We start from the raw sequence: 25914 nt of genomic DNA, 5'->3' as shown, positions 1-25914 counted from the left end.
GCTTGAACAACCCGACCCTACCGGAAAAACACTGGTGACCGCCGCTATCCTGCTACACCACGCCCCGGGACATCATCCAACAATCCGAACTCACCGGTAGCCGCAGGCGCCTTCCCGCACCTCTGTTATCAGACTGTTTTCGGCATCAAATTCCGCTGGCCATTCGCCCTTTCCCATTCGTTATACTTAATATTTCCCTTCACTCATATTAACGAATATATACATAAATATTTTCAAGTCGTTTCAATATTGATCTTATTTATACTGTCGGTTTTTGCCAGGAGTAAAACGCTGTCTGTCATAGTCCCCCTCAAACGGGGAGACGATAATGCAGACAACGAAACGGTTCCCGCTGATTGCGGCGGTTGCTGTCTTGGTTGCGTGCGCGGCGGGAAATGCTGCCGCCGACACGATGCCCACCGGAAGGACCACCACTCAGCCTATCGGCCATTATGAGTTCTGTCAGCGCGTGCCGGCCGAATGCCAGCCCGGTGCGGCGGTCAAGGGACCAGTCAAGCTGACGCGCGAGCTCTGGGCGCGGATGGTGGAGATCAACAACGCCGTCAACACGTCGGTTCAGCCGCGCACCGATATGGAGCGCTGGGGCATCGAGGAATACTGGTCCTATCCCGACCTCTATGGCGATTGCGAAGATTATGTGCTGGAAAAGCGCCGGCTTCTCATGGAGGCAGGCGTCCCCGCCGGCAATCTGCTGATCACCGTGGTTCTGCGCCCCAATGGCGACGGTCACGCGGTGCTCACCGTGAACACTGACATGGGCGATTTCATCCTGGACAATATGGAGCCGGCAATCCTGCCCTGGTCACAGACCCCATACCGCTTTCTCAAGCGTCAGTCGGCGGATAACCCGGCGCGCTGGGTGTCGATCTACGACGGGCGGGATCCCGCCGTCGCAAGCATTTCCTCAAGCCGCTGATCCCGGGAAACCCGGTCGAGTCCCCACCTCCCCGTCCCCAACGACCGGGTTAGGAGCCGGCCCCTTCCCCAGGGGCCGGCTCCGCTTCTTTCGGGGCAATGTCAGGCAGGCCTGCATCTTCACCGGTACGGGTAGATACGGGCCATGCAGACAGAAGCTCGGCGAGGGCGAGCGGAAGGAAGGCTTTGTGCCACCATTGTGCGCAAGACGTGCGGCGGACGGAGGAGATCAGCATCTCCTACCGTTTCCCGAAACGTTCATTCAATGAGTGGCTCAGGACAGACAGCGCCATGATGGCGCAGATGGAACCCTTCCTGCTGACGTCGGATGAATCTCAATCGAGATCGACGTCGAGGATCGCCATCGAGAAATTGTAGGAGAGTTCCCCCTCGTCCTCATCGCGGAAGATGATGCCGAGAAACTCGTCACCGATGTAAAGTTCGCAGGAATCTTCCTTGCGAGGCCGCGCCTTCACGCTGAGCGACGGGTTCTGGAACGTACGTTTGAAATAGGCGTCGAGTTTCCTGATCTCTTCCGGTTTCAACAGACTTCTCCGCTGGCGTTCGGGCGTTGCCGCAGCTTCTGACACGAGCGCGGCCCGGCTGTAAACCCTTGGATCGGGACGGGTTGCGCACAAAGCGCCTGAACGCCCCGTCGGTTCCCTGCGGGAGCCTATTCTTCGCGTAGAAGCTGGTCCATCGCCCGCGAAGGCTCCTCACAGCCCGCCTCGCCGATGATTCGGGCAGGCACGCCGGCAACGGTCTTGTTCGGCGGCACCGGCTTGAGAACGACGGACCCGGCGGCAACCTTCGTGCAATGACCGATCTCGATATTGCCCAGGATCTTGGCCCCGGCGCCGATCAGTACGCCACGGCCGATCTTGGGATGCCGGTCACCCACTTCCTTGCCCGTGCCGCCGAGCGTCACGTCCTGCAGGATGGACACATTGTCTTCAATAACCGCCGTCTCGCCCACCACAAGCCCGGTGGCATGGTCCAGAAAGATTCCGCGGCCGATGCGCGCGGCAGGATTGATGTCAGTCTGGAACACGGCGGAGGAACGGCTCTGCAGATAAAGCGCGAAGTCCTTGCGGCCCTGCTTCCAGAGCCAGTGAGCCAGCCTGTGGGTCTGAATGGCATGGAAGCCCTTAAAATAGAGCACCGGCATGATGAACCGGTCGCAGGCGGGATCGCGGTCGTAATAGGCCTGGATGTCCACCCGCACCGTCGTGCTCCAGTCGGGGTCGTCCTGCCACATGGCGCGGAAGGTGTGACGGATGAGGTCGGCGCTGAAACCAGGGTGGTCCAGCCGGTCGGCGACCCGGTGCATCACTGCCTCTTCCAGCGTGGCGTGATTGAGAATGTTGGCATAGAGGAAGGCGGCCATGACGGGATCACTGTCGGCCGCCGTTTTCGCCTCGGCGCGGATCGCGCTCCAAATGGGGTCCATCGTCTGCGGGGCGTCGGCGCGGATCGCCTGTCTTGCCGTCATGGGTCCCTCCGCGAGTGGGTGCTTCGTCAGTGTTCGTCTATCTAGGGCAGAACCGTTGACAGTTGAACCACAAAATCCCTGAAGCTTGAGTCAAAGGGAATTGATTTCGCCTCAGAGCGGATGGTCCTGAAAAAATTTCAGCACCCGGGCCATGAAGGTCCTGTCCCCAACCGACCGCATATGGTCGCGGCGCTCGATAGCAAAGGCCTCTCCATTGGGCAGCATACGGACAAGCGGCTCGGGCTCGCCTGCTATATCGTCCCGGGTGCCCACGGCGACCAGCGTGGGTTGCCTGATCTTTGCTACGTCTTCAGGAGTGACAAGCTTCCGGGAGGTGGCGATGCAGGCGGCAAGCGCCTGCCGGTCGCTCTTCGTCTGGTCGGCAAATGTGCGGAACATGCGGCCGCGCTCATGGGTGATCGAGGCCGGATCCTCGGCTAACAGCGCATCGGCAATGGCGTCCCACTCGCCCACGCCTTCCACCATGCCGAGCCCGAGGCCGCCCAGAACGAGGGTGCCGACCTTCCCGGGATGGCCGAGCGCAAGAAAGGCGGAAATGCGGGCGCCCATGGAATAGCCCATCACATGGGCACGATCGATGCCGAGATGGTCGAGCAGGGCCGCGGCGTCGCCCGCCATCTTCTCGGGGAAATAGTCCTCTCGGTCATGGCTCTTGGACGAACGGCCATGGCCGCGGTTATCGAGCGCGATCACGCGGTAGCCTGCTTCCCGCAGCGTCTTGACCCAGTCCGGAGACACCCAGTTCACGAAATGGGTGGAAGCAAAGCCGTGGATCAGGAGAACCGGATCGCCCTGCCCTTCGTCGATGAAGGCGATCTCGAAACCGTCATGGGTGAAATAGTGCATGGATGCCGGTCACCCTCCGATGGCGGCGCTGATGACCGGGTGGCGGACGGGGTCACCTACGGCAATGCCGGACCTGAGCGCTGTCCCTGCTTTCAGCTCAAGCACGAATTGCGCCATAACGGGCGGGGCGATGCTGTCGGTGGAAAAGGGTTCACCCTGTTCGATGGCGCGCACCCGCCCGTCTTCCCCGATGAAGAGAAGATCGAGCGGCATGGGCGTGTTCTGCATCCAGAAGCCAAGCTGTCCGCTTTGCTCGAAAACGAACAGCATGCCGTGATCGTCCCTCATCGAGCGGCGGAACATGAGTCCGCGCCGCCGCTTTTCCGGCTCGTCGGCCACCTCGATGGAGAAGCTTTTCTCCCCTGTCGCGGTGTCTATGACAAGCCTCTCGGGATGAATGGGCAACAGCATCGGTTCCTGTGCTCCCACGGGCAGCGGCAGGAGCCAGAGGGCGAGCAGCGCGATCAGGAAACGCATGGACAAGTTCCTTCGACATTGCCCGGGCGCCTTGGCGGCGCCCGCCGGCGCTCAGTGCGCGATCGGCAATGTTCCGATATCGGGGTGGATTTCGGCGGCCATGAGGCCTTTTTCCCCGCGGCCGTAGCGCACCAGAACCACCTGGCCTGGCCGCAGTTCCGTCACGCCGAAGCGGCGCAGCGTCTCCATGTGGATGAAGATGTCCTCGGTCCCCTCGCCCCGGGTCAGGAAGCCGAAGCCCTTCGTGCGGTTGAACCATTTCACTAGCGCGCGCTCCAGCCCGCTCTCCGGCACCACGGTGACGCGGGTGCGCGGCGTCTGGTCCTCGGCCGGGTGAACGGCCGTGGAGTTGTCCATGGAGATGACCTTGAAGGCCTGCAGGCCTTTCTCGCCCTGCCGGGCCAGGCATACCACGCGCGCGCCGGTCAGCGCCGTCTGGTAGCCGTCCCGCCTCAGGCAGGAGACGTGAAGGAGAACGTCTCCCATTTCAGCGCGATCAGGCAAGATGAAGCCGAATCCCTTGGCCACATCGAACCATTTGATGGCGCCGGCGATCTCGATCGCCTCCGAGGTCTCTTGATTGCTGTTGCCCGCCCCCCGGGCCCGATCGCTATCCGTAAGCCCTCGTGTGGTCGAGGAGTTGTCCTCCATCCGTCTTGCCTTCCAAGCCGTTGGACTGATTCTTCAGTGTCGAGGATAGCATCCGCCCATCCGGGCTTAGCAAGACCTGCCGGAGGATTTTCAACAATGGCAGAAAATACTGTTAGATATATGTAATGGCATCAAAACCTGTAATGGCACAATAGCTGCCGGACAGGATTCGTCCGTTGCCGTTCAACATGGGCACGCCCTATGCTGCCCGCCAATCGAAAACGAGGAACAGGAAGGCTTCCATGCGCTATCTGCACACCATGGTCCGCATCCGCGACATCGACCAGTCGCTGGATTTCTACTGCAACAAGCTGGGCATGAAGGAGGTCCGGCGGTCCGAAAACGAGGCGGGGCGCTACACGCTCATCTTTCTGGCCGCGCCGGAGGATGTGGAGGCGGCGGAAAAGAACCAGGCGCCGCTCATCGAACTCACCTACAACTGGGACCCGGAAGACTATCAGGGCGGGCGCAATTTCGGCCATCTCGCCTATGAGGTGGACGACATCTACGAGACATGCCAGCGCCTCATGGATGCGGGCGTCACCATCAACCGGCCGCCGCGCGACGGGCGCATGGCCTTTGTCCGCTCTCCCGACGGCATTTCCATCGAGCTTCTGCAGAAGGGAGAGGCCAAGCCCAAGGCCGAGCCCTGGGCATCGATGCAGAACACGGGTACTTGGTAAACTCACGCTTTCGCCATCAGGCGCGGAGGCTGTTGAAAAAGCACCAGCCAAGAGAGGTCAACAAGATCGGCCGGGGAGCCCTTCCATCCAGCTCCGCGGCGCTTGACCATCCGAAAGGCTTCGGTCAGAAGGCTTTCGGCGGCACGAACAGACAGATGGTGCGGCTGGTATCGATCCCTGCAACGGAGCACCAGTGATAGACACCATCGGGCGAGGTTCTCACGCGGCGGTCCGAATAGGCTACCACCTCGCCCGTAGTCTTGATCACATAGCCCTCAGGCCGCTCGGAAATCAGGCTGGCCGGCACCTGCCGGCAATCCTTGTTGGAACAGCATGCATAGGGATAGGTCCAACCGGACGGCGCGTCATGCGCCGAAGCGGCGGCTGGCAATGCAAAGGTGGCAAGGGAGAGGATTAAAGTCGCGCTTAAACCGCGCGGAGAGAGGGTTGAACGTGAGCCATCCATGAGCAATCCTCAAGGTTGACCCCCCTTTGAAGTTGAATCTCGCCCGATTCCGTTAACAAGAAGTTGTCAAATCTTAACGGCTTCAGGCCGCGCTGCCCCCAACAACGCGCCTTTCCGGCCTTTGTTCCCCGATCATCTCCATTCGGGACAGAGCGCCACGCATTGACATTTTCCCTTGGGAGGTGTCGTGTGCGCCTCCGGATAGGATCGGCCGCCGCCGACGCTTTGCGGAAAGACGCCACGATGATCAGGACCGATATCGCGCGCAGGGTGTACAATCACACCTGGAAACTCGACCCGATCATCCGCAGTCTGCTCGACACGGATTTCTACAAGCTCCTGATGCTGCAGATGATCTGGGGGCTTTATCCGGATGTCCGCGCCACCTTCACGCTGACGAACCGCAACAAGCGCGTGCGCCTAGCCGACGAGATCGACGAGGGCGCGCTGCGCGAGCAGCTCGACCATGCGCGCACTATCCGCTTTACCAAGAAGGAGATGATCTGGCTCGCCGGCAACACCTTCTACGGCCGCAAGCAGATCTTCCAGCCCGACTTTCTCGCCTGGCTCGCCGATTTCCGCCTGCCGGAGTATGAGCTCAGCCGCCGGGACGGCCAGTTCGAACTCAGCTTCCACGGCCGGTGGATGGAAACCACCATGTGGGAGATCCCGGCGCTTGCCATCATCAACGAGCTGCGCTCGCGCGCGGCCATGCGATCGCTCGGCCCCTTCGCGCTCGACGTTCTCTATGCTCGCGCGAAGGCCAAGGTGTGGGAGAAGGTGGAACGGCTGAAAAAATATCCGGACCTGCGGATTTCGGACTTCGGCACCCGCCGCCGCCACTCCCATCTGTGGCAGCGCTGGTGCGTCGAGGCGTTGAAGGAAGGCATCGGGGAGTCGTTCACCGGCACGTCGAATGTGCTTCTCGCCATGGACACGGACCTGGAAGCGCTGGGCACCAACGCCCATGAACTGCCTATGGTGCTTGCCGCCCTTGCCGACAGCGACGAGGAACTAAAGGCTTCGCCCTATCAGGTGCTGAAGGACTGGCAGAGTTATTATGGCGGCAACCTGCTCATCGTCCTGCCGGACACGTTCGGAACCGAGGCGTTCTTGCGCTCCGCTCCCCATTGGGTGGCCGAATGGACCGGCTTCCGCCCCGACAGCGCACCCCCGATCGAGGGCGGCGAGCGCATCATCTCCTGGTGGAAGGAGCACGGAAAGGACCCGCGCGAGAAGCTTCTGATCTTCTCCGACGCGCTGGATGTGGAGACGATCGAACGCACCTATCTCCACTTCAAGGGCCGCGTGCGTATGGCGTTCGGCTGGGGCACCAATCTCACCAACGATTTCGAGGATTGCGCGCCGAGCGAGATCAAGAGCCTCAAGGCCATTTCGCTGGTGTGCAAGGTGAGCGAGGCCAATGGCCGACCGGCCGTCAAGCTTTCGGACAATTCGGAAAAGGCCACCGGAGACCCTGACGAGATCCGCCGCTATCTGAAGGTCTTCGGCGACGAAAGCCGCGTGCGCCAGCCCGTCGTGGTTTAAAGTGTCGGCAGCGGCGGTGTGACTCCAGTCCCGTCGCCGCTTGACGATAGCGGATGTCGCTTCTCTTGCGCTTTCGGTCGCGAGAACCGCAATGGCGGCAGACGGCGCGCGCCATGATGCCACGCATGTCCAGTCGTCAACGAGGCACAAACCCATGAGCGGCCCTGACCTTTCCATCGAGGCAAGCCCCGAACCGGGCCAGGCCCGGCGCGGTGGGCGTGCCGGCAAGCGGCGCGGTGCCGCGAGCGCGTTCGAGCAGCCTCCCTTCCGACAGCTCACCATCCCCTTCCAGCCGACCGAGATCGTCTCGGCGGATGAGCTGGAAGCCATCCATCTCGCCTCGCTGCGGGTGCTGGAGGAGATCGGGCTCGAAGTGCTGCACGACGAGGCGCGCGCCATCATGAAGCGGCACGGAGCGGATGTGCGCGAGGGAAGCCTGCGCGTGCATTTCGACCGCGGGCTGATCATGGAGATGATTGCCCACTGCCCCTCGGAATTCACCCTGCACGCGCGCAACCCGGCCCACAATGTGCGCCTCGGCGGCAACAACCTCGCCTTCGCGCTCATCGGCTCGGCGCCCAACTGCTCCGACATCGATCGCGGCCGGCGGCCGGGCAACCAGCAGGATTTCCGCAATTTCATCCGGCTGGCGCAACTCCACAACATCATCCACACCACCGGCGGCTATCCGGTGGAGCCGATCGACATCCACCCGTCGATTCGGCACCTGGAATGCCTGCGCGACATGGCCACGCTCACCGACAAGGTATTCCACGTCTATTCGCTCGGCCGCGAGCGCAATGTGGACGGCATCGAGATTGCCCGCATCGCGCGCGGCGTAAGCCGCGAGCAACTGCTCGACGAACCGTCCTGCCTGACGATCATCAACACCAACTCGCCGCTGAAGCTCGACATCCCAATGCTGGAGGGTGTCATCCAGATGGCTTCGCACGGGCAGGCGGTGATCATTACGCCCTTCACACTCGCCGGGGCCATGGCGCCGGTGACCGTTGCCGGCGCACTTGTCGAGCAGAATGCCGAGGCGCTGGCGGGCATTGCCTTCGCGCAGATGGTGCGCAAGGGCGCGCCGGTCGGCTATGGTGGCTTCACCTCCAATGTGGACATGCGCTCGGGCGCGCCCGCCTTCGGCACGCCGGAATACATGAAGGCGCAGCTCATCGGCGGGCAACTCGCGCGGCGCTACGGTATTCCCTATCGCAGCTCCAACACCTGCGCGGCCAACACAGTCGATGCGCAGGCGGCCTATGAGAGCGTGTTTTCGCTCTGGGGCTGCATCCAGAGCGGCACCAACTTCGTGAAGCACGCGGCCGGCTGGCTCGAGGGGGGCCTGTGCTGCTCCTACGAGAAGATCATGCTCGACATCGATCTTCTGCAGATGGTCGCAGAGTTTCTCCAGCCGCTCGATTTTTCGGAAGATGCGCTGGCGATGGAGGCGATCCGCGAAGTGGGCCCCGGCGGGCATTTCTTCGGTTCGCCCCACACCCAGGCGCGCTACAAGACCGCCTTCTATTCACCCATCATCTCGGACTGGCGCAACTACGAGACGTGGTCGCAGGCAGGCTCACCCACGGCCATCGAGCGGGCGAACCGGCTCTGGAAGGAGCGGCTTGCGCTCTATGAGGAGCCGCCCATGGACCCCGCAATCCGCCAAGAGCTCAACGAGTTCGTGGAACGCCGCATCCGCGAGGGCGGCGCGCCGACGGATTTCTGAGACGATGCGAGACGGTCGATCCTCACGCATTCGACCCCCACTCCGGTCCGCTGCGCGGACCACCTCTCCCCCGTTGAACGGGGGAGAGGAACCACCGGCCGCAGCCGGTAGTGACAACAAAATCCTCGCATCTGCCCGCTGGGCAAAAGAAATGCCGGCGACGGCACAGGAGGTGGCCCGAACGGCCGGAGTGGGGGAAAAGGGAGGGCAAACGCGAAGCCGGCGAAAGGCGGGAACGACGAAACGTGCCCGGCGGCTTCGCCAAGCCGGGAACGAAGCTGAAGCCCTGCTCTGGCTCGAGTTGAAGCGAAGCAGGCTGGGTGAGTGCAAATTCACTCGCCAATATCCCATCGGACCATATTTCGCCGACTTCGTCTGCCGCCAGAAGAAGCTCGTCGTCGAAAAAGACGGCAGCCAGCATGCGGACAGTGCGTACGACCGCAGGCGCGACGAATTCAAGCGCGCGCAGGGCTATTCGGTGCTGCGCTTCTGGAACGCCGACGTGCTGAGGCACCGTACTCAGCTCTGCGAAACGATACTCGCGGCACTCTACAGCCGTATGACGGAGGATATCGCAGCGCCTGACATGCGCTTCATCCAACCGGAATCAAAACCTTCACACGGGGACATAACCTTATGAAATCCCATGCAAAAGTAGTGGTCATCGGCGGCGGCGTGGTCGGCTGCTCGGTGCTATATCATCTGGCGAAAGCCGGGTGGACGGACATCCTGCTCATCGAACGCTCGGAGCTGACATCGGGCTCGACCTGGCATGCGGCGGGCGGCTTCCACACGCTCAACGGCGATCCCAACGTCGCCAAGCTGCAGGCCTACACCATCAGCCTCTACGAGGAACTGGAAAAGCTGACCGGGCAGTCCTGCGGGCTGCATCTCGTCGGCGGCTTCCAGATGGCCGACACGCCCGAGCGCATGGATTTCCTGCGGCAGGTGCACGCCAAGGGGCGCTATCTCGGCATGGAGACGGAACTCGTCACGCCGTCGGAAGCCAAGGCGATGTTCCCGATCATGGACGAGACGAACTTCGTGGGCGCGCTGTGGGACCCGGTGGAAGGCCATCTCGACCCCTCCGGCACCACACATGCCTATGCCAAGGCCGCGCGCATGCTGGGCGCGGAGATCGTGCTCAGGAACCGCGTGGTGGAGCTCACCCAAGACCCCGACGGCACGTGGAACGTGGTGACCGAACAGGGCACGGTGAAGGCGGAACACGTGGTCAATGCCGGCGGGTTGTGGGCGCGCGAGATCGGCCGCATGGTGGGGCTCGAGCTTCCAGTGCTCGCCATGGAGCACATGTATCTGCTGACCGAAGACATGCCCGAGGTCATCGAGTACAACAAGGCGACCGGCCGCGAGCTCTGCCACGTCATCGACTTCAAGGGCGAGATCTACACAAGGCAGGAGCGGAACGGCATCCTGCTCGGCACCTATGAAAAGGCCTGCAAGCCGTGGTCGCCCGTCAATACGCCGTGGGATTTCGGCCACGAGCTCCTTCAGCCCGACATCGACCGCATCGCTCCCTCGCTGGAGGTGGGCTTCCGCCACTTCCCGGCGCTTGAAAGGGCCGGCATCAAGCAGATCATCAACGGCCCCTTCACCTTCGCGCCGGACGGCAACCCGCTGGTCGGCCCCGTCCAGGGGCTCACCAATTTCTGGTGCGCCTGCGCGGTGATGGCCGGCTTCTCCCAGGGCGGCGGCGTGGGCCTTGCGCTGTCCAACTGGATGGTGAACGGCGATCCGGGCTTCGACGTGTGGGGCATGGACGTGGCCCGCTTCGGCGAATGGGCGACCCGGCGCTACACCAACGCCAAGGTGCGCGAGAACTATTCGCGCCGCTTCTCGATCCGCTTCCCCAATGAGGAACTGCCGGCCGCGAGGCCCGCGCAGACCACGCCGCTCTATGACATCATGGTGCGCGACAACAACGCAGTTATGGGCGACTCGTGGGGGCTCGAAACGCCGCTCTGGTTCGCCCCGAAGGGCACGGAGCCGAAGGACATCGTCTCCTTCCATCGCTCGAACGATTTCGAGCATGTGGGCAATGAAGTGCGCGCCGTCCGCAACGGCGTCGGCGTCACCGAGATCGCCAACTTCGCCAAATACGAGGTGACGGGGTCGGGCGCGGAAGCGTTTCTCAACCGCCTCATGACGAACCGCATGCCGAAAGCGGGCCGCATTGTCCTTTCGCCCATGCTCAACGAATTCGGCAAGCTGATCGGCGATTTCACCATCGCGCGTGCCGGCGAGGAGCGTTTCCTGATCTGGGGTTCCTCGGCGGCGCAGAAATACCACATGCGCTGGTTCGAGAAGCATTTGCCGGATGACGGCTCGGTGCACATACACCGCTTCGACCAGACGCTGGTCGGCCTTTCCATCGCCGGGCCGAAATCCCGCGCCGTGCTTGAAAAGCTGACCGACGCCGACGTCTCGAAGGAGGCCTTCCGCTTCATGGACTTCCGCGAGATGGATGTCGCGGGCGCGCCCTGCATGGTAAACCGCCTCACCTATACGGGCGATCTTGGCTACGAGATCTGGATGCCGCCTGCCTATGAGCGCCGCGTCTATGACGCCATCAAGGACGCCGGTGCGGAGTTCGGCATTGTCGATTTCGGCATGCGGGCGCTGCTTTCGATGCGGCTTGAGAAGAACTTCCCCACCTGGTTCCGCGAGCTGCGCCCGATCTACGGCCCCTTCGAAGGCTCGATGGACCGCTTCGTCCGTCTCGACAAAAACGACTTCATCGGCCGCGAGGCGGCTGCGAAGGAGAAGGCCGACGGGCCGAAGCTGCGCCGCGTCTCCTTCATCGTCGATGCGCTCGATGCCGATGTGATGGGCGACGAGCCGATCTGGGCGAAGGTGGGAGACAAGGATTTCGGCACGGTCGGGAAGCCGCACGGCTTCGGCGCGCCGCGCTTCGACGCCGACGGAAAGCGGATCGAGAGGAAAGACGGCGGCATCGTTGACGGGGACTGGCGCGTGGTGGGCTGGATCACCTCCGGCGGCTATGCGCATTTCGTGGAGAAATCCATGGCCCAAGGCTATGTGCCCGCAGCATTGGCGGAGGACGAGAGCGAAGGCCTGTTCGAGATCGAGATCCTGGGCCGGCGGCGCCCTGCGCGCATCACCGTTCTGCCGCCCTTCGATCCTGAGGGCGAGCGCATGCGCTCGTGATCAGGGCAAGACGCCGGTCACGCTTCTTAGGATTGCAAGAAGCTCGGGCGAAGTCCGTCGGCTGGTGATGAACGGCAGGCCCAGACGGCGTGCCGTCCAGCCGACGACGGATAGCGCCTCTGCGGCCGGTTCGTACCGCCGCATGAGCGCCCAGCTTCGGCAATCGACGGCGCACACATCCGCCCTGTCCTCAGCCACTGCCAAGACGGAAGCGCGGTGGGAGCCGGTCTCGGTCATGCCGGAAAAGGCGGACAAGTTCGCGCCCGCAGCTTCCAGATCGCGCTTTAGCGCGAGAAAGCCAGACATGGATGTCTTCTCACTGTAGGCCAGCCGCTTGCCGCGCAACAGGGCGGGCACAATGATCGCCGCGCCGTCGGCGGGCGCCTCGACGTCCGCACCGGAGGAAGAACCACTCCGCATCACTATGGCGCTGGAATAGAACGCTCCCTCCCCGCCTTCATAGGCCGAGTAGTCCGGCTGGCCGACCACCTGCACGTAAGGCTCCAGCCCTGCCTCCAACGGCCCCCAGCAGGTCTGCGCGAAGAGCAGTGCGGGGTGCCGCCACAGAACCGGAAGATCGAAACCGTCAGGCGGCAGGGTGGCGGGGTCCGGTGCAATCACCCGGCCTTCGGCATCCGTTATGCCGCCGGGCACGGGCGGCAGGTCGGCATTGCGCCGGGCGAGCCTTGCAGGCGCGTCGATCCCTTCGCGCCGCAGGGCGTCAGCGATGCGCGCCCATTCGGCATCGGTATCGGCCCGCGTTTCGGGCCAGTCATACATGGGAAGGGCGGCGATACGTAAGCTCATATCGGCCTTGTCGGGCCTTTTGGACCCGGAAGGCAAGCTATTCCTTCGGCGGCTCGGCCGGAACCGGCACGGTACCGTTCCCCGTCAACGAGCGGCCGCGGGCGCGCGGACGGAAGGCGCGCCCCGGGTGCGGCTCGCGGTGAAGGACCGGATGCGGCACCGGCTCCTTGGCGCGGAAGGCAAAGGCCTTCAGCAGCGAGAAATAGTTCGGGTAGGCGTAGCCGCCATTCATGCGCAGCCATTCCTCGCGCCGTTCGCGATAGAGCGCCGGCAGCTTGTACCAGGGTACGGTGGGCAGCTTGTGATGGACGAAATGCAGATTGTTGTTGAGGAACAGGAAGGCAAGCGGCGACCGCTCCACGATGATGGTGCGCCCGTCCGGCCGCTCCGACCACTGATGCTCCGCGAAGGTGCGCACGGAAATCAGCGACTGGCCGAGCCAGGCCGGCACCAGCACGTAGAGCCACAGCGGCATACCGAAGCCGTAGGCGATGACCGGCAGGACCACCGCGAGCCCGATCAAATGCAGCAACCAGGCCTTGCGAACCGCCCGGTCGCCCGCCGCGATCAGCTTCGCCTCCGAGGCGAAGAAGGCCACGTTCATGATGAGAGGCCCGAGCACGAAGCGGCCCACCATGGTGTTGTTGATCCTGAGCAGGAGCTTGATCGCCCCGGGCAGCTCCTCATACTGCCACAGCGCCTTGTAGTAGCTCTCCGGGTCCTCGAACGGATCCGTCAGCCGCTCGTCGGCATGATGGCGCAGATGCAGCGCCTTGAAGCGGCGGTAGGGATAGACGAGTCCGATCGGCAGCCCCACCAGCGCCTCGTTGATGAGTGCGTTGCGCGTGGGGTGGCCGTGCAGGCACTCGTGCATAAGCGAGGATTGCAGCGCGATGAAGATGGACAGCAAGGCTAGCGCAGGCACGGGCCATTCGGGCCACAGGAAAATGCCTGTCGCGAGCCATCCTCCGTAGCAGGCGAAAATCAGAGCGAGTGTCGGCCACTCAATAGCCGGGCGGCCGCGCCGGCTGTTGTCCCTTAGCGTCATGTCATCCCTGATCGAAGGCGCCATACCCCAAATTTCCCGGCGCAACTCCTGACACAGGATTGTCAGGAGCCCGGCTTCGATTCAACGGGAGAATGCGCACAAAGCGTTGCGAATGCGCACCATCTTCTACGCTTGTTGACTTTTATAAACTTTTGCAGGACTTTCACCTCAACCTGGGGTGTGGAGGAACTTCATGACCGGAGCCATCGACAAGCGCGACCTCTCCGGCCTCTTCCGCGAACGGCTGAAGGGGCTTCTGCAGCGCTCCGGCCTCAATCAGTCCGCCTTCGCAGCGGCCGTCGGCATCGACCGGTCGGCGCTCTCGCAGCTTCTTGCGGGCGGCTCCACGCGCCTGCCGAGGGCCGAAACACTGATGAACATCGCCGCCCGCCACCAGGTCTCACTCGACTGGCTCCTGGGCCTGAGCGAGGACGAGGGTGTGACGGGCGAGCTGCGCGAGAACATGGAGATCGCCGAGGCGGAGGGCGGGTTCGGCGACACGCTGCTTGCCAAATGGCACGCAGAGGCGATCGGCACCAAAATCCGCTACGTACCCTCGGGCATTCCGGACCTGCTGCGCAGCGACGCCGTGATCGATTTCGAGGCCGACGCGACCAGCACCAACCGTCAGGCTCAGCGCGACGAGGCGCACTACCGGGTGGACTACAACCGCAGGCCCGAAACGGACATGGAGGTCTGCATGCCGCGCCAAACGCTGGAGCTCTTCGCACGCGGGCTCGGCCGCTGGGAGGGCCTGCCACGCGACATCCGCGCCGCGCAGCTCGAGCACATGGCAGCGCTGATCGACGACCTCTACCCTTCCTTCCGCCTCTATCTCTTCGACTGGCGCCGGCGCTTCTCCGCACCCTACACGATCTTCGGCCCTCACCGCGCCGCCATCTACATGGGCGGCATGTATCTGGTGCTGAACGCGCGGCAGACCATCGTGACGCTGACGCGCCACTTTGACGGGCTCATCCGCGCCGCCGTGGTGAACGCGCACGAGACGGCGGATTTCGTAAGAAGGCTGCCGTTGGAGTGAGGCGGGGCGGTTGCGATATGATGCAGGTGAATTTCGGGAGACCGGGATGCGGCTGCAAATACGCAACCAAAAGGTGAATGCGCTCGCCCGCCTGGATACCGGCCTAAAGGCTGATAAGGCCTTCTTTGACGAACTCAGCGGCGAGGATGACGGGACTGCTCATAGACTGCGCTCCATCATTCAGAAAGGTTGCGAAGGGGCCAAGTCCACAAAGTTCCATTGACCTCATATAAAGACTTCTTTATATCCTTATCCATTCTATCCATTGAAGGCTTGCGCCCATGCAGAACCCCATCGATGCGCTGCTTGCCGAAAAGGGCGTGCTTCTGGCCGACGGCGCCACGGGAACCAATCTGTTCGCCATGGGGCTCCAATCCGGCGAGGCGCCGGAGCTCTGGAACGAGACCGCACCGGAAAAGATCGAGGCCCTGCACCGGGGATTCATCGATGCGGGCGCCGACATCATCCTCACCAACTCATTCGGCGGCACGCGCCATCGCCTGAAGCTGCACAATGCACAGGACCGCGTGTACGAGCTGAACCGCAAGGCGGCCGAGATCGCCCGCCGCGTGGCCGACCGCGCCGGCCGCCGCGTGATCGTGGCAGGCTCCGTCGGCCCGACCGGCGAGCTTCTGCAGCCTCTGGGGGCGCTCTCCTATGAGGACGCGGTGGACGCCTTCGCCGAGCAGATCGAAGGGCTGAAGGCGGGCGGCGCGGAGGTCGCCTGGATTGAGACCATGTCGGCCCCGGACGAAATCCGCGCTGCGGCAGAGGCCGCCATCCGCGTGGGCCTGCCCTACACCTACACGGGCTCCTTCGACACCGCCGGCCGCACCATGATGGGACTTGCGCCGAAGGACATCCACGCCGTGGCCGAGGGGCTTGCGGAAAAGCCGGTCGCGGTGGGCGCGAATTGCGGCGTCGGTGCGCCGGACATTCTGGCCGCCCTCCTCGACATGACGGACGCCCGGCCCGAGGCCACCGTGATCGTCAAGGGCAATTGCGGCGTTCCGGAATTCCGCGGCACGGAGGTGCACTACTCCGGCACACCCGAGATCATGGCCGACTATGCACGGCTGGCGGTCGACAGCGGCGCGCGGATCATCGGCGGCTGCTGCGGCACGTCCTTCGCGCACCTGGCGGCCATGCGCGCAGCCATTGACGGGCACGCGAAAGCACACCGCCCCACCGTCGAGGAAATCGAGACGCGCGTGGGCCCGATGCGCAACAAGCCCGCAAGCCAGAGCGGTGCGGCAACCGCCGGCCGCCGGGAGCGCCGGCGCGCGCGGGGGTGAATTGGCCCCCAGGCAATTTTGGCCGGATCATTGCTGAAGAGGGAAAGAAACACCCACTCTGGGACCGCGAACAGAGGCTGAGGTTGTTCGAAAAGAGAGAGATTTCCCACAAGCCATCGAGGTTGAACGCGACCTTCCATACGACAACATCGACACCGCTGTCGCTTATCGCAACAGCCGAACACCAGACGACCTAATCTATGAGGCCGCATTGATTAACCCGTCTGCAGAGGCGCGGCTCGCGAACATTTTCCGCAAGGCGTGCTTCAGGCGTTTCCGCCGCGCTTTCGAGACGCCATTCAACCTGATCCCCGAAGCAAGGCTCTGTCTCCGAACACAACGCGGTCCGGTTCAGCCGGAAGGCACCCGTCTCTACATCGCGGCGAGCGGACTGCGGCTGTCGGCGAGAATGCGGCCGCCGATCGCGACGAAGCAGGCGCCGGCAACCCGTTCGATCCAGTGACGGGCGCCGCCGAAAGCCCGGATAACCGGGGCAAAGGACATGCACAGGCTTACAAAGCTGTACCAGGCGAAGGCGCTCGCCATCACGAGCCCGACCATCAGCGCCATCAGCCATCCCGGCGTGTCCGCCGTCATAGCCGTGGCAAAGACGCTGGCAAACAGCACGATGGCCTTCGGGTTCGTGAGCGTCACGCCGAGGCCGAACAGGAACGGGTTTGTCCCGGCCCTGCCCTCCGTCTGCCCAATCTCAAGCTGCTCGGCTTTGGTCACGATCAGGCGAATGCCGAGATAGATGAGATAAAGGCCGCCGGCGATACGGACCGCCCAGGCGAGCCATTGATACTGCGTGAGGACGGCCGAGAGGCCGAGCATGCTGAGCGTGGCGTAAAACCCAAGGCCGAGCGACACACCGGCGGTGGTGCGAATACCTGCGGCCGTTCCCCGGCTCATGGACGAGCGCACAACGGCCACGAAATCAGGCCCCGGCAGGATGAGCGCCGGAATAAAGACGGCGAAAACGCTGATCAGCAAAAGGGCAGATTCCATTTGTGCTCCTGGCGCGCATGAGAACGCGCCAATAAAGCACCGGCTCCGGCTGCCGCGCAACGGGAATGTGCGGCCGCTTCTGCCGCCCGCTTACGCAAAGGCATCGGGCATTTCCGCCTTGCGCCGGGCGATGAAATCCCTAAGCGCCTCGTCGATTCCCTCGTCCAGCGGCGGCGCCTGGTAGGCTTCGAGCCAGCTGCGGGCGAGCGCATTGGCGCGCTGGTGCGCCGCCTTCTCCCCTTCGGCCGCCCACTGCTCGTAAGAATTGTTGTCGGCGATCGAAGAGCGGTAGAAGGCCGTCTGGAAATTCGCCTGCGTGTGCGCGCAGCCGAGATAATGGCTGCCCGGCCCGACCTCGCGGATGGCATCCATCGCCTGACCGTTCTCGGAAAGATCGACGCCTTCGGCGAGGCGCTGCTGCATGCCGAGCTGGTCGACATCCATCATGAATTTCTCGTAGCAGGAGACGAGGCCGCCCTCGAGCCAGCCCGCCGCATGCAGCACGAAATTCGTGCCGGCTAGCATGGTGGAATTCAGCGTGTTGGCGCTTTCGTAGGCGGCCTGCGCGTCCGCGATCTTCGAGGCCGTGAGCGAGCCGCCGGTACGGAACGGCAGCCCGAGCCGCCGCGCGAGCTGCGCAGCGCCGTAGGAAACCAGCGAAGGCTCTGGCGTGCCGAAGGTCGGCGCGCCAGACTGCATGGAGATCGAGGAGGCGAAGGTGCCGAAGATCACCGGCGCGCCGGGCCGCACGAGCTGCGTGAAGGCGGCGCCCGCAAGCACCTCGGCGAGGATCTGGGTGAGCGTGCCCGCCACCGTTACCGGGCTCATGGCGCCCGCCAGGATGAAGGGCGTGATGATGCAGGCCTGGTTGTGGCGGGCGTAGACCTTGGCCGCGCCCAGCATCGTCTCGTCGAAGACCATGGGCGAGTTGGCGTTGATCAGGCTGGTGATCACCGTGTTGTTCTCGACGAAATCGTCGCCGAACAGGATCTTCGCCATCGCCACCGTATCCTCGGCGCGCTCCGGCGCGGTCACCGAGCCCATGAAGGGTTTGTCTGAGTAGCGGATGTGGGCGTAGACCATATCGAGATGGCGCTTGTTGACCGGCACATCCACCGGCTCGCATACCGTGCCGCCGGAGTGATGGATCGAGGGCGCCATGTAGGCGAGCTTCACGAAATTGCGGAAATCCTCAATGGTCGCATAGCGGCGCACACCGTCGAGATCGCGAACGAAGGGCGGCCCATAGACGGGGGCGAAGACGGTGGTGTCGCCGCCGATCTCGACCGAGCGCTCCGGATTGCGCGCATGCTGGACGTAGCGCGACGGCGCCGTCTTCAGAAGCTCTCGGCACAGGCCTTTAGGAAAGCGCACGCGCTCGCCCTGCACGTCGGCTCCGGCATCCTTCCAGAGCTTCAGCGCCTCCGGATCGTCGCGGAACTCGATGCCGACTTCCTGGAGCACCGTGTCCGCATTGGCCTCGATGAGCGCGAGCCCTTCCTCTGAGAGCACTTCGTAAGGGGGCAGGCTGCGCCGGATATAGGTGAGCTGCCGGCCCGGCCCGCTGCCGCCTCTAGCCGCACGGCGGGCTGCCGCGCCGCCACGTTCTCCCCGGCTGCCGCGGGCGCGTCCGCCCGCGCTTGCTGCTGCCTGCCCGTCCTGTTCCAGGCGCAGGTCGTGATTCATGGCACTTGTCCTCGATGCACTCCGGAATGCCGGTTTGACCGGCACTCTTCGACAATATCCTATCGAAGCGGAGGGCCGCGAACGGTCAGCAAGCGCCAGAGCGTGTCGCATTGAGAGCGGCAGTGGCCCGGATCACTGCGCCTCCCGCGTCCAGCCGCCGTCGGAAACCCAATCGGCTCCCGAGACGCTGCTGCTCAGCCGCGGATCGAGCCCGCGCTTGAGCAGCTGCACTTCGAGCCTCAAACGCTCCAGCTCCAGCTGGTAGAGCTGCTGGCAATCGAGGCGCGCGGGGGTTCTGCCCAAAGGCACGACCAGCCGGCCATAAGCCGAGAACGAGTCACGGCCCCCGTTGAGGTCGCTGCCGATGATGCCCGAATCGAAATAGGCGCCCGAACCGCCCAGCGCGGAGCGGCAGGTGGTGCCGTCCGCAGCGCGCACCTCGTCATAGCCATGTGGGACAGCCACGCCGGGAAGGTTCATGCCCGTCTGGTTCTGGTTGACGACATAGACACGGTCATCGGCCGAGGCCTGCAGGATGATCGAGGAGGCAGCCGCAAGGACCGCGGCCGCTAGAAACGCCTTGCGAGAAAACGTCCGCATACCTGCGCCCTTATCCTGGTTTGCTTGTTTGGAAAGGGAATGCTTTCCGTGCAGATGCGAACCCGCCTTTCGCGCGCGCCGCCGAACCCCACGACCACGGTGACGGGCCGTGATTCGCCCGCGCCCAGCGTGATGTCGCTCGGCCAGACCCGGGCTTCGACGGGGCGGAACTTCTCATCGTAGACCCGTACCGCCACCCGGATGCGGTGGCGGTACGGATTGCGCGGGAAGACGCGGACCGCAAACGAGTCGGTGAAGCTCGTGATCTCTCCGCGCATGGGCGTCATCGATTGCGCCCCGGCGTCCCCGGCCAAAGCGCAGACAGCCGACATGGCGGCCGTCACCAACCGAACGAGCAGGCCCGCTCTCATCCCGCTCACCTCCTATTCACAGGTGATCGTCACGTCGGCCGAATATTCGCCGGCGGGGAAAGCCCCGTCGCTCTTGGTCGCCTCCAGATCGACCGACAGGTTGGTCAGGCCGGCCTCAAGCGCGGTGGGCACCGATCCGTCCACCTCCGTGGCCGTTGTAGCTCCGGATGCGCTGTAGAGGGCGGCGAAGGTGACGCCCGTGTTGCCGCCGGCGGGTGCGCTCGTGAACGAGGCAGGGGCCACGGCGGTGACCTGGAAGCTGGAATCCGATGCCTGAATGGTCGCCGTACCGGCCGAGCCCCCGGCCTCCGTCGTGCTCAGGGTCATCAGATCGGCGCTGGCTCCAAGGACACCGCCCGAGTCGATCGTGATCTGGCAGGTCGCGCTGACGGTTCCGGTGAAGGTCATCGTTTCGGAAGCGGCGCTTGCGGCACCGGCGGAGACCGTCAGCATGGCGGCGATCAGGAGAGGCTTCTTCATAGTTCGCTCCTCTACGCAAGCCCCCCTGCACATCTCCCCTAGCATCCGCCCTGTAATGTTTCGTTTAGATGGCAGAGTGATTTTTTTTAAAACTTAAAGTTGCATGTCGCCCGACAGCCCTCCCACCTGCCCTCTTCCGGTCGCTTTCCTTTTGCAAGGCGTCGTAAATTGGCTATGGAATGCGCGACCGGAGGCCTTATTTAGAAGGCCTGCCGCCGGATGGCGGGGAAGGCAGGAGCCATTTGCATGTCGGACGACGAAATCATTCTCTCAGAACTTCCCGACGACGAACTTGTGCAGCAGATGCACGACGATCTCTATGACGGGCTGAAGGAGGAGATCGAAGAGGGCACGCGCATCCTGCTGGAGCGCGGCTGGGCACCCTATGATGTGCTGACCCAGGCTCTTGTGGAGGGCATGCGCATCGTCGGCGAGGATTTCCGCGACGGCATTCTATTCGTGCCCGAAGTGCTGCTTTCAGCCAATGCGATGAAGGCTGGAATGGCCATTCTGCGCCCGCTCCTGGCGGAAACCGGCGCGCCCAAGCAGGGCAAGATGGTGATCGGCACGGTGAAGGGCGATATCCATGACATCGGCAAGAACCTCGTCGGCATGATGATGGAAGGCGCCGGTTTCGAGGTGATCGACCTCGGCATCAACAATCCGGTCGAGAACTATCTGGAAGCGATCGAGAAGCACAAGCCGGACATCATCGGCATGTCGGCGCTGCTCACCACTACGATGCCCTATATGAAGGTGGTCATCGATACGCTGAAGGAGAAGGGCATCCGCGACGACCTCATCGTTCTCGTCGGCGGCGCCCCGCTCAACGAGGAGTTCGGAAAGGCAGTCGGCGCGGACGCCTATTGCCGCGATGCTGCGGTGGCGGTCGAGACGGCCAAGGCGCTGATGAAGCGCAAGCACAACATCGCGGCCGCGACAGCCTGATGAAAGTTGCGGCGCTAGTATTGCGCCGCGCTTCCGACATTCCGTCCTGCCTGCTGGGTGGCGTCCACGGCATTCGCGGTATCCTGGCCCACACCGCGAATGGTGTTGGCACAGCCCGCCACAAGGCCTATGACGGCAATGAGCCCGAATATGCGGGCGATGATGCTGGCATGCATGGGGTAGCCTCCCTGGGTTGGATGCGCCGCAGCGCAAGGGACAAGTGCAGATGACAGGCCAAGAACGCGCCGTACCGGAAAAAGTTCTGGTGATCGGCTGCGGGATGATCGCCCGTGAGGTGCTGGCCGTCCGCGAGAAGCTCGGTCTCGACCATCTGGAACTGACCTGCCTGCCTGCCGAATATCATTACCGCCCGGACCGCATTCCCCCTGCCCTCGATGCGGCCATCATCAAGGCGAAGCAGGAGGGCTACCGCCACATCTTCGTGGGCTATGCCGATTGCGGCACCGGCGGAAAGCTCGACAGCGTGTGCGAGCGCCACGGCGTCGAGCGCATCGCGGGCCCTCACTGCTTTGCCTTCTATCAGGGGCTCGAAGCGTTCGCCGCGCGGGAAGAGGAGGACATGATGTCCTTCTACATGACCGACTTCCTTTGCCGGCACTTTGAGGCTTTCTTCCTGAAGCCGCTTGCGCTCGACCGGCATCCCGAATTGATCCAGGACTTTTTCGGCAATTACGAGAAGCTCGTCTATCTCGCCCAGACCGACGATCCCAAGCTCGACCGCGTTGCGGAGGACGCTGCCCGGCTTCTAGGCCTTGCCTATGAGAGGCGGCCGACCGGCTATGGAGACCTCACCTCCGCCCTGAACCGCGCGGCCGCGCAAGCAACGGGCCGGCAGGCCGCCGTCACGAAATAGCTGCAAAGAATGCATATTTAACTCGGCGTTCTTGCGAACGCGGAAATGACTTGCGTTTTTATTTTTGTAACTCCGAACGGAAAACCGGTAGCCACTTTGCTTTTCAGTCCGCAGACATTTGGGGAGTTCCAATGATCTTGCGCGTGGTTCTTGGTGCTCTGGCGCTGTCCGCCGCCGCGCTCGCCGCAGCGCAGGCGCAATCCGGCAAGGCCCTTGAGACCCTGTCGCAGCAGAAGGCCTTCATGGAGATGGAGGGCTTTACGAAAGACACCGTACTCCAGATCATCACCTATGCTGATGCAGCGCGCCTCGACGCGTACGAGGCCATAAGCGCGAAAGCCCTGGAGGAGGCCCGCGCAGGCGGCGCGCCGGAGGACATCGCGGTTCTGGGAGAGATCATCGCCCGACCTGCCCTCTCCTTCAGCGATTTCGACCTAACCGGCGAGTGGCAATGCCGGACCATCAAGGCGGGCGGCATTTCTCCCCTCGTCATCTACGACTGGTTCCGGTGCCGCGTCTCCGACGACGGGTCGGGCTGGGTGCTGGAGAAGGTTTCCGGCTCGCAGCGCACGCAGGGCCGGTTCTTCACCGATGGAGACGAGCGACTGATCTATCTGGGGTCGTACTTCGTGGCCGGAGACGAACCGCCGCCCTATGGCGCGGGGCCCGAGAGCGACCAGGCGGGCTATGCCTTTCGAGACAGCGAGGCACAATGGCACATCGCCTTCCCTGCGCCTGCTCGCGAATCCAAGCTCGACATTCTTGAATTCCGCCGCTCGCAATGATTTGTTGCAGTTCTGTAAGATTCTGTGAGTAGATGGCGCAGAAATACGGATGCGGTGTGAAAGCGGAGGGTAGCGCGCTGGAGACGGTCTCGAGGGCAGGCAAAGCGGGCTCGCCGCCTCGCCGCCTGTCGAGCATCTTCGAGGAACTTGCGCACGCGGTCGACGACAGGATCACGGTGGAGCAGTTGCGCGATGCGCTTGGCGACCGCAGCTTTGCCACGCTCCTCGTCTTCTTCGCCCTCGTCAACCTGCTTCCGCTGCCGCCGGGCAGCACGTTCATCACCGGCATCCCCCTTGTGCTGATCTCCGTTCAGATGGCTCTTGGCCGACGGACCGCGTGGCTGCCCCGCTTCATCCTCGAGAAGTCCATGGCAGCTGAGCAGTTCCGTCACCTGAGCGAACGGCTGGTGCCGAAGATGCGATGGGTGGAGCGGTTCATCCGCCCCCGCTACTGGCCCTTCGCTCGCGACCATGCCGACCGCGTGATCGGCTGCCTTACACTGGTTCTGGCGCTCGCGATCCTGATGCCGATCCCCTTTGGCAACTGGTTTCCGGCCTTCTCGTGCGTGCTGATGGGCTTGGCCAATTCCGAGCGCGACGGGGTTCTTTTTGTCGTGTCCATCGTCAGCGGAATTCTGTCGCTCGCGCTCGCCGGACTGGTGGTCGGCGGAGCGGGCGTACTGGCCAGCGTTCTCATCGGCTGAGACTGGCGGGCCAGCGTCGCTTTTGAATTGACTCGCGTCGTGCCGCAGCAAGCGGGTCTGCGGCGCATGCGGCAAAGCTCCCGAAAGAAAAAGGAAGAAGACCCATGGCCGATCTGATCGTCGTCTACTGGCGCGACATTCCAGTCCAGGTCATCGTGAAGAAAGGTCGGCAAAGCGCCAAGCGCGAACTGCCGCTGCGCTTCACCGAGGCCATCGACATGTGCGCGATGCGCGTGGGCGCGCGCGACACCGACGCCTATCTCGCCGAGTGGCGGCGCGGCGAGCCGGAGCCGGTGAGCGACGATCTGGAGGCCGAGGCCGACAAGGCCGCAAAGGCGCTTGAGGAAAAGTATACGGACGAGCGGCTGAAGGCGCTCGTCAAGGCGGGGGGCTATGCCGAAAAGTAATCCTTCCCAGAAGGGCGAAACGCGCCTGACCCAGGCGAGCCTGGTGCGCCGGGAGCGCGACAGGACGGCCTATCACCCGGCCGACGTTTCGCCGCAGCGGCGTGTGCAGCGCCGCTATACCATGCGGCTGTGGTCGGTGCGGCACGCCCGCTTCCTGGAATGGTTCTACGCCCGTTTTGCCGACGTCTTTCTGGCGCTGCATCCGGTCTGGAACGCGGTGGGCTACGCCCGCGCCGAAAAGCCGGTGAAGTTCGTCGAAAAGCGCGTGAAGGGCTTCATGTTCGACTGCCGCATGTGCGGCCAGTGCATTCTTTCCTCCACCGGCATGTCCTGCCCCATGAACTGCCCGAAGCAGCTCAGAAACGGCCCCTGCGGTGGCGTGCGCGCCAACGGGAACTGCGAGGTGGAGCCGGACATGCCCTGCGTGTGGGTGAAGGCCTGGGAGGGATCGCGGCGTATGCGGAACGGCGATGCGATCCTTGCCGTGCAGAAACCCGTGGACCAGTCGCTGCGCGAGACCTCGGCCTGGCTACGCGTCACCGCGCTTGCCGCCGCCGAACGCGAAAAGGAGAGGGAGAACGCATGATACGCCGTCCGCCCCATCCCGACGAAAATCCGCACGGCGTCCACCTGCCGCTCGATCCCCTGCCCGGCCATTCCTCGCGCGGACGGCTCGAGCGCATCCTCAGGCGCGGCGAGTTCGCCGTCACCGCCGAGCTCAACCCGCCCGACAGCGCCAACGCGCAGGATGTCTATGACCGCGCGGCCGTCTTCGACGGCTGGGTGGACGGCATCAACGCCGTCGATGCCTCGGGCGCCAACTGCCACATGTCGTCCATGGGCATCTGCGCGCTGCTCACCCGCATGGGCTATGCGCCGATCATGCAGATCGCCTGCCGCGACCGCAACCGCATCGCCATTCAGGGCGACGTGCTCGGGGCGGCAGCCATGGGCGTCTGCAACATATTATGCCTGACGGGTGACGGGGTGCAGGCGGGCGACCAGCCGGGCGCAAAGCCGGTCTTCGATCTCGACTCCATGTCGCTGCTGGAAACCATCCGCATCATGCGCGACGAGGAGCGATTCCTCTCCGGCCGCAAGCTCACCACGCCGCCGGCGGTTTTCCTCGGCGCAGCCATCAATCCCTTCGCGCCGCCTTATGATTTCCGTCCACATCGGCTGGCCAAGAAGATCGCGGCCGGTGCGCAGTTCGTGCAGAGCCAGTACTGCTTCGACGTCCCGATGCTGAAGGAGTACATGAAGCGCGTGCGCGACATGGGGCTGCACGAAAAATGCTTCATCCTCATCGGCGTCGGCCCGCTCGCCTCGGCGAGAACAGCGCGCTGGATCCGCAATAACGTGCCGGGCGTGCACATTCCCGACTCGGTCATCGCCCGCCTCGAAGGCGCTCAGGACCAGAAGAAGGAAGGCAAGCGGCTCTGCATCGACATCATCAACGAGGTGAAGGAGATCGAGGGCATTTCCGGCATCCATGTGATGGCCTACCGGCAGGAGGAGCTGGTGGCGGAAATCGTGCACGAATCCGGCGTGCTGAGAGGCCGCCGCCCCTGGAGACGCGAGCCCGGACCGGACGATGCCGTGGTCGCCGAGCGGCTGGAACATATTCTGGAAGGCCAGAACGAGAAGCCAGTGGAGCTGGTGAAGGATGCGGCTGGAGAGTGAATGGTGAATTGTGAATGGAGACTGCGGCTGGCAGCCCGTCCTGGGCCCCGGTGGCCATTGAATGAGCCTCGTTCTGCGGATTCACATTCGGCACCGCCTCGAACCACTCACTATTCACCATTCCACCATTGAAAC

The 25914-nt window shown here is 63.6% G+C and carries 30 protein-coding genes and 1 pseudogene; 17 read left to right on the top strand and 14 right to left on the bottom strand.

What is annotated here, in order from left to right; genetic code table 11:
- Nucleotides 1-328: 328 nt before the first annotated feature.
- Nucleotides 329-937, top strand: coding sequence for a transglutaminase-like cysteine peptidase (locus tag NYR54_RS10670; protein ID WP_261515626.1), 609 nt, complete (start codon nt 329-331; stop codon nt 935-937).
- 334 nt (nt 938-1271) lie between these two features.
- On the opposite strand, the gene NYR54_RS10665 is transcribed toward NYR54_RS10670, so the two are convergent.
- The 5 genes from NYR54_RS10665 to NYR54_RS10645 all read right to left on the bottom strand — a co-directional run bounded on the left by NYR54_RS10665 (nt 1272) and on the right by NYR54_RS10645 (nt 4423).
- Nucleotides 1272-1481 carry a DUF3126 family protein gene (locus NYR54_RS10665; RefSeq protein ID WP_261515625.1) on the bottom strand — a complete coding sequence of 70 codons (210 nt, stop codon included), beginning with the start codon at nt 1479-1481 and terminating at the stop codon, nt 1272-1274.
- Between the two features lie 128 nt (nt 1482-1609).
- On the bottom strand, nt 1610-2428 hold the full coding sequence (cysE, locus tag NYR54_RS10660; protein ID WP_261515624.1) for a serine O-acetyltransferase: 819 nt from the start codon (nt 2426-2428) through the stop codon (nt 1610-1612).
- A 111-nt stretch (nt 2429-2539) separates the two neighbouring features.
- Nucleotides 2540-3295 (bottom strand): alpha/beta fold hydrolase, encoded by a 756-nt coding sequence (locus NYR54_RS10655; protein WP_261515623.1) that lies wholly within the window; start codon nt 3293-3295, stop codon nt 2540-2542.
- A 9-nt stretch (nt 3296-3304) separates the two neighbouring features.
- On the bottom strand, nt 3305-3772 hold the full coding sequence (locus NYR54_RS10650; RefSeq protein ID WP_261515622.1) for a DUF192 domain-containing protein: 468 nt from the start codon (nt 3770-3772) through the stop codon (nt 3305-3307).
- A gap of 51 nt (nt 3773-3823) precedes the next feature.
- Entirely contained in the window at nt 3824-4423 is a 600-nt protein-coding gene (locus NYR54_RS10645; protein ID WP_261515621.1) for a cold-shock protein, read from the bottom strand.
- 242 nt (nt 4424-4665) lie between these two features.
- Here NYR54_RS10645 and gloA point away from each other — a divergent pair, with 242 nt between their 5' ends.
- Nucleotides 4666-5106 carry a lactoylglutathione lyase gene (gene gloA / locus NYR54_RS10640; protein ID WP_261515620.1) on the top strand — a complete coding sequence of 147 codons (441 nt, stop codon included), beginning with the start codon at nt 4666-4668 and terminating at the stop codon, nt 5104-5106.
- Between the two features lie 124 nt (nt 5107-5230).
- Here the strand turns inward: gloA and NYR54_RS10635 are convergent, their stop codons facing one another.
- Nucleotides 5231-5572, bottom strand: a complete 342-nt coding sequence (locus tag NYR54_RS10635; RefSeq protein WP_261515619.1) for a hypothetical protein — start codon at nt 5570-5572, stop codon at nt 5231-5233.
- A 243-nt stretch (nt 5573-5815) separates the two neighbouring features.
- On the opposite strand from NYR54_RS10635, the gene pncB reads away from it, so the two are divergent.
- From pncB to NYR54_RS10615, 4 genes are all read left to right on the top strand, one after another.
- Complete coding sequence (gene pncB, locus NYR54_RS10630) at nt 5816-7120, top strand: nicotinate phosphoribosyltransferase (protein WP_261515618.1); 1305 nt, start codon at nt 5816-5818, stop codon at nt 7118-7120.
- Between the two features lie 154 nt (nt 7121-7274).
- Nucleotides 7275-8852, top strand: coding sequence for a trimethylamine methyltransferase family protein (locus NYR54_RS10625; protein ID WP_261515616.1), 1578 nt, complete (start codon nt 7275-7277; stop codon nt 8850-8852).
- A gap of 151 nt (nt 8853-9003) precedes the next feature.
- Nucleotides 9004-9492, top strand: coding sequence for an endonuclease domain-containing protein (locus NYR54_RS10620; protein ID WP_261515615.1), 489 nt, complete (start codon nt 9004-9006; stop codon nt 9490-9492).
- Nucleotides 9489-12041 carry a GcvT family protein gene (locus NYR54_RS10615; RefSeq protein WP_261515614.1) on the top strand — a complete coding sequence of 851 codons (2553 nt, stop codon included), beginning with the start codon at nt 9489-9491 and terminating at the stop codon, nt 12039-12041. Before NYR54_RS10620 ends, NYR54_RS10615 begins: the two co-directional genes overlap by 4 nt.
- Here NYR54_RS10615 and NYR54_RS10610 read toward each other — a convergent pair whose 3' ends face one another.
- Together NYR54_RS10610 and NYR54_RS10605 are read right to left on the bottom strand one after the other, a co-directional pair.
- The gene (locus NYR54_RS10610) at nt 12042-12848 is read right to left on the bottom strand and encodes a phosphate/phosphite/phosphonate ABC transporter substrate-binding protein (protein WP_261515613.1); all 807 of its coding nucleotides are present in this window, start codon (nt 12846-12848) and stop codon (nt 12042-12044) included.
- A 37-nt stretch (nt 12849-12885) separates the two neighbouring features.
- Nucleotides 12886-13920, bottom strand: coding sequence for a fatty acid desaturase (locus tag NYR54_RS10605; RefSeq protein WP_261515612.1), 1035 nt, complete (start codon nt 13918-13920; stop codon nt 12886-12888).
- 169 nt (nt 13921-14089) lie between these two features.
- Between NYR54_RS10605 and NYR54_RS10600 the strand changes: the two genes are divergently transcribed.
- The 4 genes and pseudogenes from NYR54_RS10600 to NYR54_RS10585 all read left to right on the top strand — a co-directional run.
- Nucleotides 14090-14938: a helix-turn-helix domain-containing protein gene (locus tag NYR54_RS10600; RefSeq protein ID WP_261515611.1), complete on the top strand. Its 849-nt coding sequence runs from the start codon at nt 14090-14092 to the stop codon at nt 14936-14938.
- Between the two features lie 46 nt (nt 14939-14984).
- A complete protein-coding gene (locus tag NYR54_RS10595; RefSeq protein WP_261515610.1) occupies nt 14985-15161 on the top strand; it encodes a hypothetical protein in 177 nt (58 codons plus the stop codon).
- A gap of 58 nt (nt 15162-15219) precedes the next feature.
- A complete protein-coding gene (gene bmt / locus NYR54_RS10590; protein WP_261515609.1) occupies nt 15220-16233 on the top strand; it encodes a betaine--homocysteine S-methyltransferase in 1014 nt (337 codons plus the stop codon).
- Nucleotides 16234-16456: 223 nt separating this feature from the next.
- Nucleotides 16457-16558 (top strand): annotated as a pseudogene (locus NYR54_RS10585) (SAM-dependent methyltransferase); the annotation flags it as partial.
- A 47-nt stretch (nt 16559-16605) separates the two neighbouring features.
- On the opposite strand, the gene NYR54_RS10580 reads toward NYR54_RS10585, so the two are convergent.
- From NYR54_RS10580 to NYR54_RS10560, 5 genes are all read right to left on the bottom strand, one after another.
- Nucleotides 16606-17241, bottom strand: a complete 636-nt coding sequence (locus NYR54_RS10580; protein ID WP_261515608.1) for a LysE family translocator — start codon at nt 17239-17241, stop codon at nt 16606-16608.
- 90 nt (nt 17242-17331) lie between these two features.
- Nucleotides 17332-18927 carry a trimethylamine methyltransferase family protein gene (locus tag NYR54_RS10575; RefSeq protein WP_261515607.1) on the bottom strand — a complete coding sequence of 532 codons (1596 nt, stop codon included), beginning with the start codon at nt 18925-18927 and terminating at the stop codon, nt 17332-17334.
- 132 nt (nt 18928-19059) lie between these two features.
- Nucleotides 19060-19527 carry a hypothetical protein gene (locus NYR54_RS10570; protein WP_261515606.1) on the bottom strand — a complete coding sequence of 156 codons (468 nt, stop codon included), beginning with the start codon at nt 19525-19527 and terminating at the stop codon, nt 19060-19062.
- Nucleotides 19497-19898, bottom strand: a complete 402-nt coding sequence (locus tag NYR54_RS10565) for a hypothetical protein (protein WP_261515605.1) — start codon at nt 19896-19898, stop codon at nt 19497-19499. Before NYR54_RS10565 ends, NYR54_RS10570 begins: the two co-directional genes overlap by 31 nt.
- Nucleotides 19899-19910: 12 nt before the next feature.
- Entirely contained in the window at nt 19911-20378 is a 468-nt protein-coding gene (locus tag NYR54_RS10560) for a hypothetical protein (RefSeq protein ID WP_261515604.1), read from the bottom strand.
- Nucleotides 20379-20624: 246 nt separating this feature from the next.
- Between NYR54_RS10560 and NYR54_RS10555 the strand changes: the two genes are divergently transcribed.
- The gene (locus NYR54_RS10555) at nt 20625-21326 is read left to right on the top strand and encodes a corrinoid protein (RefSeq protein ID WP_261515603.1); all 702 of its coding nucleotides are present in this window, start codon (nt 20625-20627) and stop codon (nt 21324-21326) included.
- A gap of 14 nt (nt 21327-21340) precedes the next feature.
- On the opposite strand, the gene NYR54_RS10550 is transcribed toward NYR54_RS10555, so the two are convergent.
- Nucleotides 21341-21502, bottom strand: coding sequence for an entericidin domain-containing protein (locus NYR54_RS10550; protein ID WP_261515602.1), 162 nt, complete (start codon nt 21500-21502; stop codon nt 21341-21343).
- 50 nt (nt 21503-21552) lie between these two features.
- On the opposite strand from NYR54_RS10550, the gene NYR54_RS10545 reads away from it, so the two are divergent.
- The 6 genes from NYR54_RS10545 (at nt 21553) to NYR54_RS10520 (ending at nt 25779) form a co-directional block, all read left to right on the top strand.
- Nucleotides 21553-22200, top strand: a complete 648-nt coding sequence (locus NYR54_RS10545) for a DUF1638 domain-containing protein (protein WP_261515601.1) — start codon at nt 21553-21555, stop codon at nt 22198-22200.
- A gap of 242 nt (nt 22201-22442) precedes the next feature.
- Nucleotides 22443-22985: a DUF4893 domain-containing protein gene (locus tag NYR54_RS10540; RefSeq protein WP_261515640.1), complete on the top strand. Its 543-nt coding sequence runs from the start codon at nt 22443-22445 to the stop codon at nt 22983-22985.
- A gap of 32 nt (nt 22986-23017) precedes the next feature.
- Nucleotides 23018-23689: an exopolysaccharide biosynthesis protein gene (locus tag NYR54_RS10535; RefSeq protein ID WP_261515600.1), complete on the top strand. Its 672-nt coding sequence runs from the start codon at nt 23018-23020 to the stop codon at nt 23687-23689.
- A gap of 104 nt (nt 23690-23793) precedes the next feature.
- Complete coding sequence (locus tag NYR54_RS10530) at nt 23794-24096, top strand: virulence factor (protein WP_261515599.1); 303 nt, start codon at nt 23794-23796, stop codon at nt 24094-24096.
- Entirely contained in the window at nt 24083-24682 is a 600-nt protein-coding gene (locus NYR54_RS10525) for a methylenetetrahydrofolate reductase C-terminal domain-containing protein (protein ID WP_261515598.1), read from the top strand. Before NYR54_RS10530 ends, NYR54_RS10525 begins: the two co-directional genes overlap by 14 nt.
- Complete coding sequence (locus tag NYR54_RS10520; protein WP_261515597.1) at nt 24679-25779, top strand: methylenetetrahydrofolate reductase; 1101 nt, start codon at nt 24679-24681, stop codon at nt 25777-25779. The genes NYR54_RS10525 and NYR54_RS10520 overlap by 4 nt, the downstream gene beginning before the upstream one ends.
- The last annotated feature ends 135 nt before the right edge of the window (nt 25780-25914 follow it).

This window comes from Chelativorans petroleitrophicus (genome assembly GCF_025398195.1).
Classification (GTDB): domain Bacteria; phylum Pseudomonadota; class Alphaproteobacteria; order Rhizobiales; family Rhizobiaceae; genus Chelativorans; species Chelativorans petroleitrophicus.
Note: the sequence above shows the minus strand (reverse complement) of the source record. Positions and strands in the feature narration are given on the sequence as shown.

Bases quoted from the DNA above. Each gene is read 5' to 3' on its own strand.
- NYR54_RS10670 (WP_261515626.1), top strand. From the start codon at position 329: ATGCAGACAACGAAACGGTTCCCGCTGATTGCGGCGGTTGCTGTCTTG.
- cysE (WP_261515624.1), bottom strand. From the start codon at position 2,428: ATGACGGCAAGACAGGCGATCCGCGCCGACGCCCCGCAGACGATGGAC.
- NYR54_RS10655 (WP_261515623.1), bottom strand. From the start codon at position 3,295: ATGCACTATTTCACCCATGACGGTTTCGAGATCGCCTTCATCGACGAA.
- NYR54_RS10650 (WP_261515622.1), bottom strand. From the start codon at position 3,772: ATGCGTTTCCTGATCGCGCTGCTCGCCCTCTGGCTCCTGCCGCTGCCC.
- NYR54_RS10645 (WP_261515621.1), bottom strand. From the start codon at position 4,423: ATGGAGGACAACTCCTCGACCACACGAGGGCTTACGGATAGCGATCGG.
- gloA (WP_261515620.1), top strand. From the start codon at position 4,666: ATGCGCTATCTGCACACCATGGTCCGCATCCGCGACATCGACCAGTCG.
- NYR54_RS10635 (WP_261515619.1), bottom strand. From the start codon at position 5,572: ATGGATGGCTCACGTTCAACCCTCTCTCCGCGCGGTTTAAGCGCGACT.
- pncB (WP_261515618.1), top strand. From the start codon at position 5,816: ATGATCAGGACCGATATCGCGCGCAGGGTGTACAATCACACCTGGAAA.
- NYR54_RS10625 (WP_261515616.1), top strand. From the start codon at position 7,275: ATGAGCGGCCCTGACCTTTCCATCGAGGCAAGCCCCGAACCGGGCCAG.
- NYR54_RS10620 (WP_261515615.1), top strand. From the start codon at position 9,004: ATGCCGGCGACGGCACAGGAGGTGGCCCGAACGGCCGGAGTGGGGGAA.
- NYR54_RS10615 (WP_261515614.1), top strand. From the start codon at position 9,489: ATGAAATCCCATGCAAAAGTAGTGGTCATCGGCGGCGGCGTGGTCGGC.
- NYR54_RS10610 (WP_261515613.1), bottom strand. From the start codon at position 12,848: ATGAGCTTACGTATCGCCGCCCTTCCCATGTATGACTGGCCCGAAACG.
- NYR54_RS10605 (WP_261515612.1), bottom strand. From the start codon at position 13,920: ATGGCGCCTTCGATCAGGGATGACATGACGCTAAGGGACAACAGCCGG.
- NYR54_RS10600 (WP_261515611.1), top strand. From the start codon at position 14,090: ATGACCGGAGCCATCGACAAGCGCGACCTCTCCGGCCTCTTCCGCGAA.
- NYR54_RS10595 (WP_261515610.1), top strand. From the start codon at position 14,985: ATGCGGCTGCAAATACGCAACCAAAAGGTGAATGCGCTCGCCCGCCTG.
- bmt (WP_261515609.1), top strand. From the start codon at position 15,220: ATGCAGAACCCCATCGATGCGCTGCTTGCCGAAAAGGGCGTGCTTCTG.
- NYR54_RS10580 (WP_261515608.1), bottom strand. From the start codon at position 17,241: ATGGAATCTGCCCTTTTGCTGATCAGCGTTTTCGCCGTCTTTATTCCG.
- NYR54_RS10575 (WP_261515607.1), bottom strand. From the start codon at position 18,927: ATGAATCACGACCTGCGCCTGGAACAGGACGGGCAGGCAGCAGCAAGC.
- NYR54_RS10570 (WP_261515606.1), bottom strand. From the start codon at position 19,527: ATGCGGACGTTTTCTCGCAAGGCGTTTCTAGCGGCCGCGGTCCTTGCG.
- NYR54_RS10565 (WP_261515605.1), bottom strand. From the start codon at position 19,898: ATGAGAGCGGGCCTGCTCGTTCGGTTGGTGACGGCCGCCATGTCGGCT.
- NYR54_RS10560 (WP_261515604.1), bottom strand. From the start codon at position 20,378: ATGAAGAAGCCTCTCCTGATCGCCGCCATGCTGACGGTCTCCGCCGGT.
- NYR54_RS10555 (WP_261515603.1), top strand. From the start codon at position 20,625: ATGTCGGACGACGAAATCATTCTCTCAGAACTTCCCGACGACGAACTT.
- NYR54_RS10550 (WP_261515602.1), bottom strand. From the start codon at position 21,502: ATGCATGCCAGCATCATCGCCCGCATATTCGGGCTCATTGCCGTCATA.
- NYR54_RS10545 (WP_261515601.1), top strand. From the start codon at position 21,553: ATGACAGGCCAAGAACGCGCCGTACCGGAAAAAGTTCTGGTGATCGGC.
- NYR54_RS10540 (WP_261515640.1), top strand. From the start codon at position 22,443: ATGGAGATGGAGGGCTTTACGAAAGACACCGTACTCCAGATCATCACC.
- NYR54_RS10535 (WP_261515600.1), top strand. From the start codon at position 23,018: ATGGCGCAGAAATACGGATGCGGTGTGAAAGCGGAGGGTAGCGCGCTG.
- NYR54_RS10530 (WP_261515599.1), top strand. From the start codon at position 23,794: ATGGCCGATCTGATCGTCGTCTACTGGCGCGACATTCCAGTCCAGGTC.
- NYR54_RS10525 (WP_261515598.1), top strand. From the start codon at position 24,083: ATGCCGAAAAGTAATCCTTCCCAGAAGGGCGAAACGCGCCTGACCCAG.
- NYR54_RS10520 (WP_261515597.1), top strand. From the start codon at position 24,679: ATGATACGCCGTCCGCCCCATCCCGACGAAAATCCGCACGGCGTCCAC.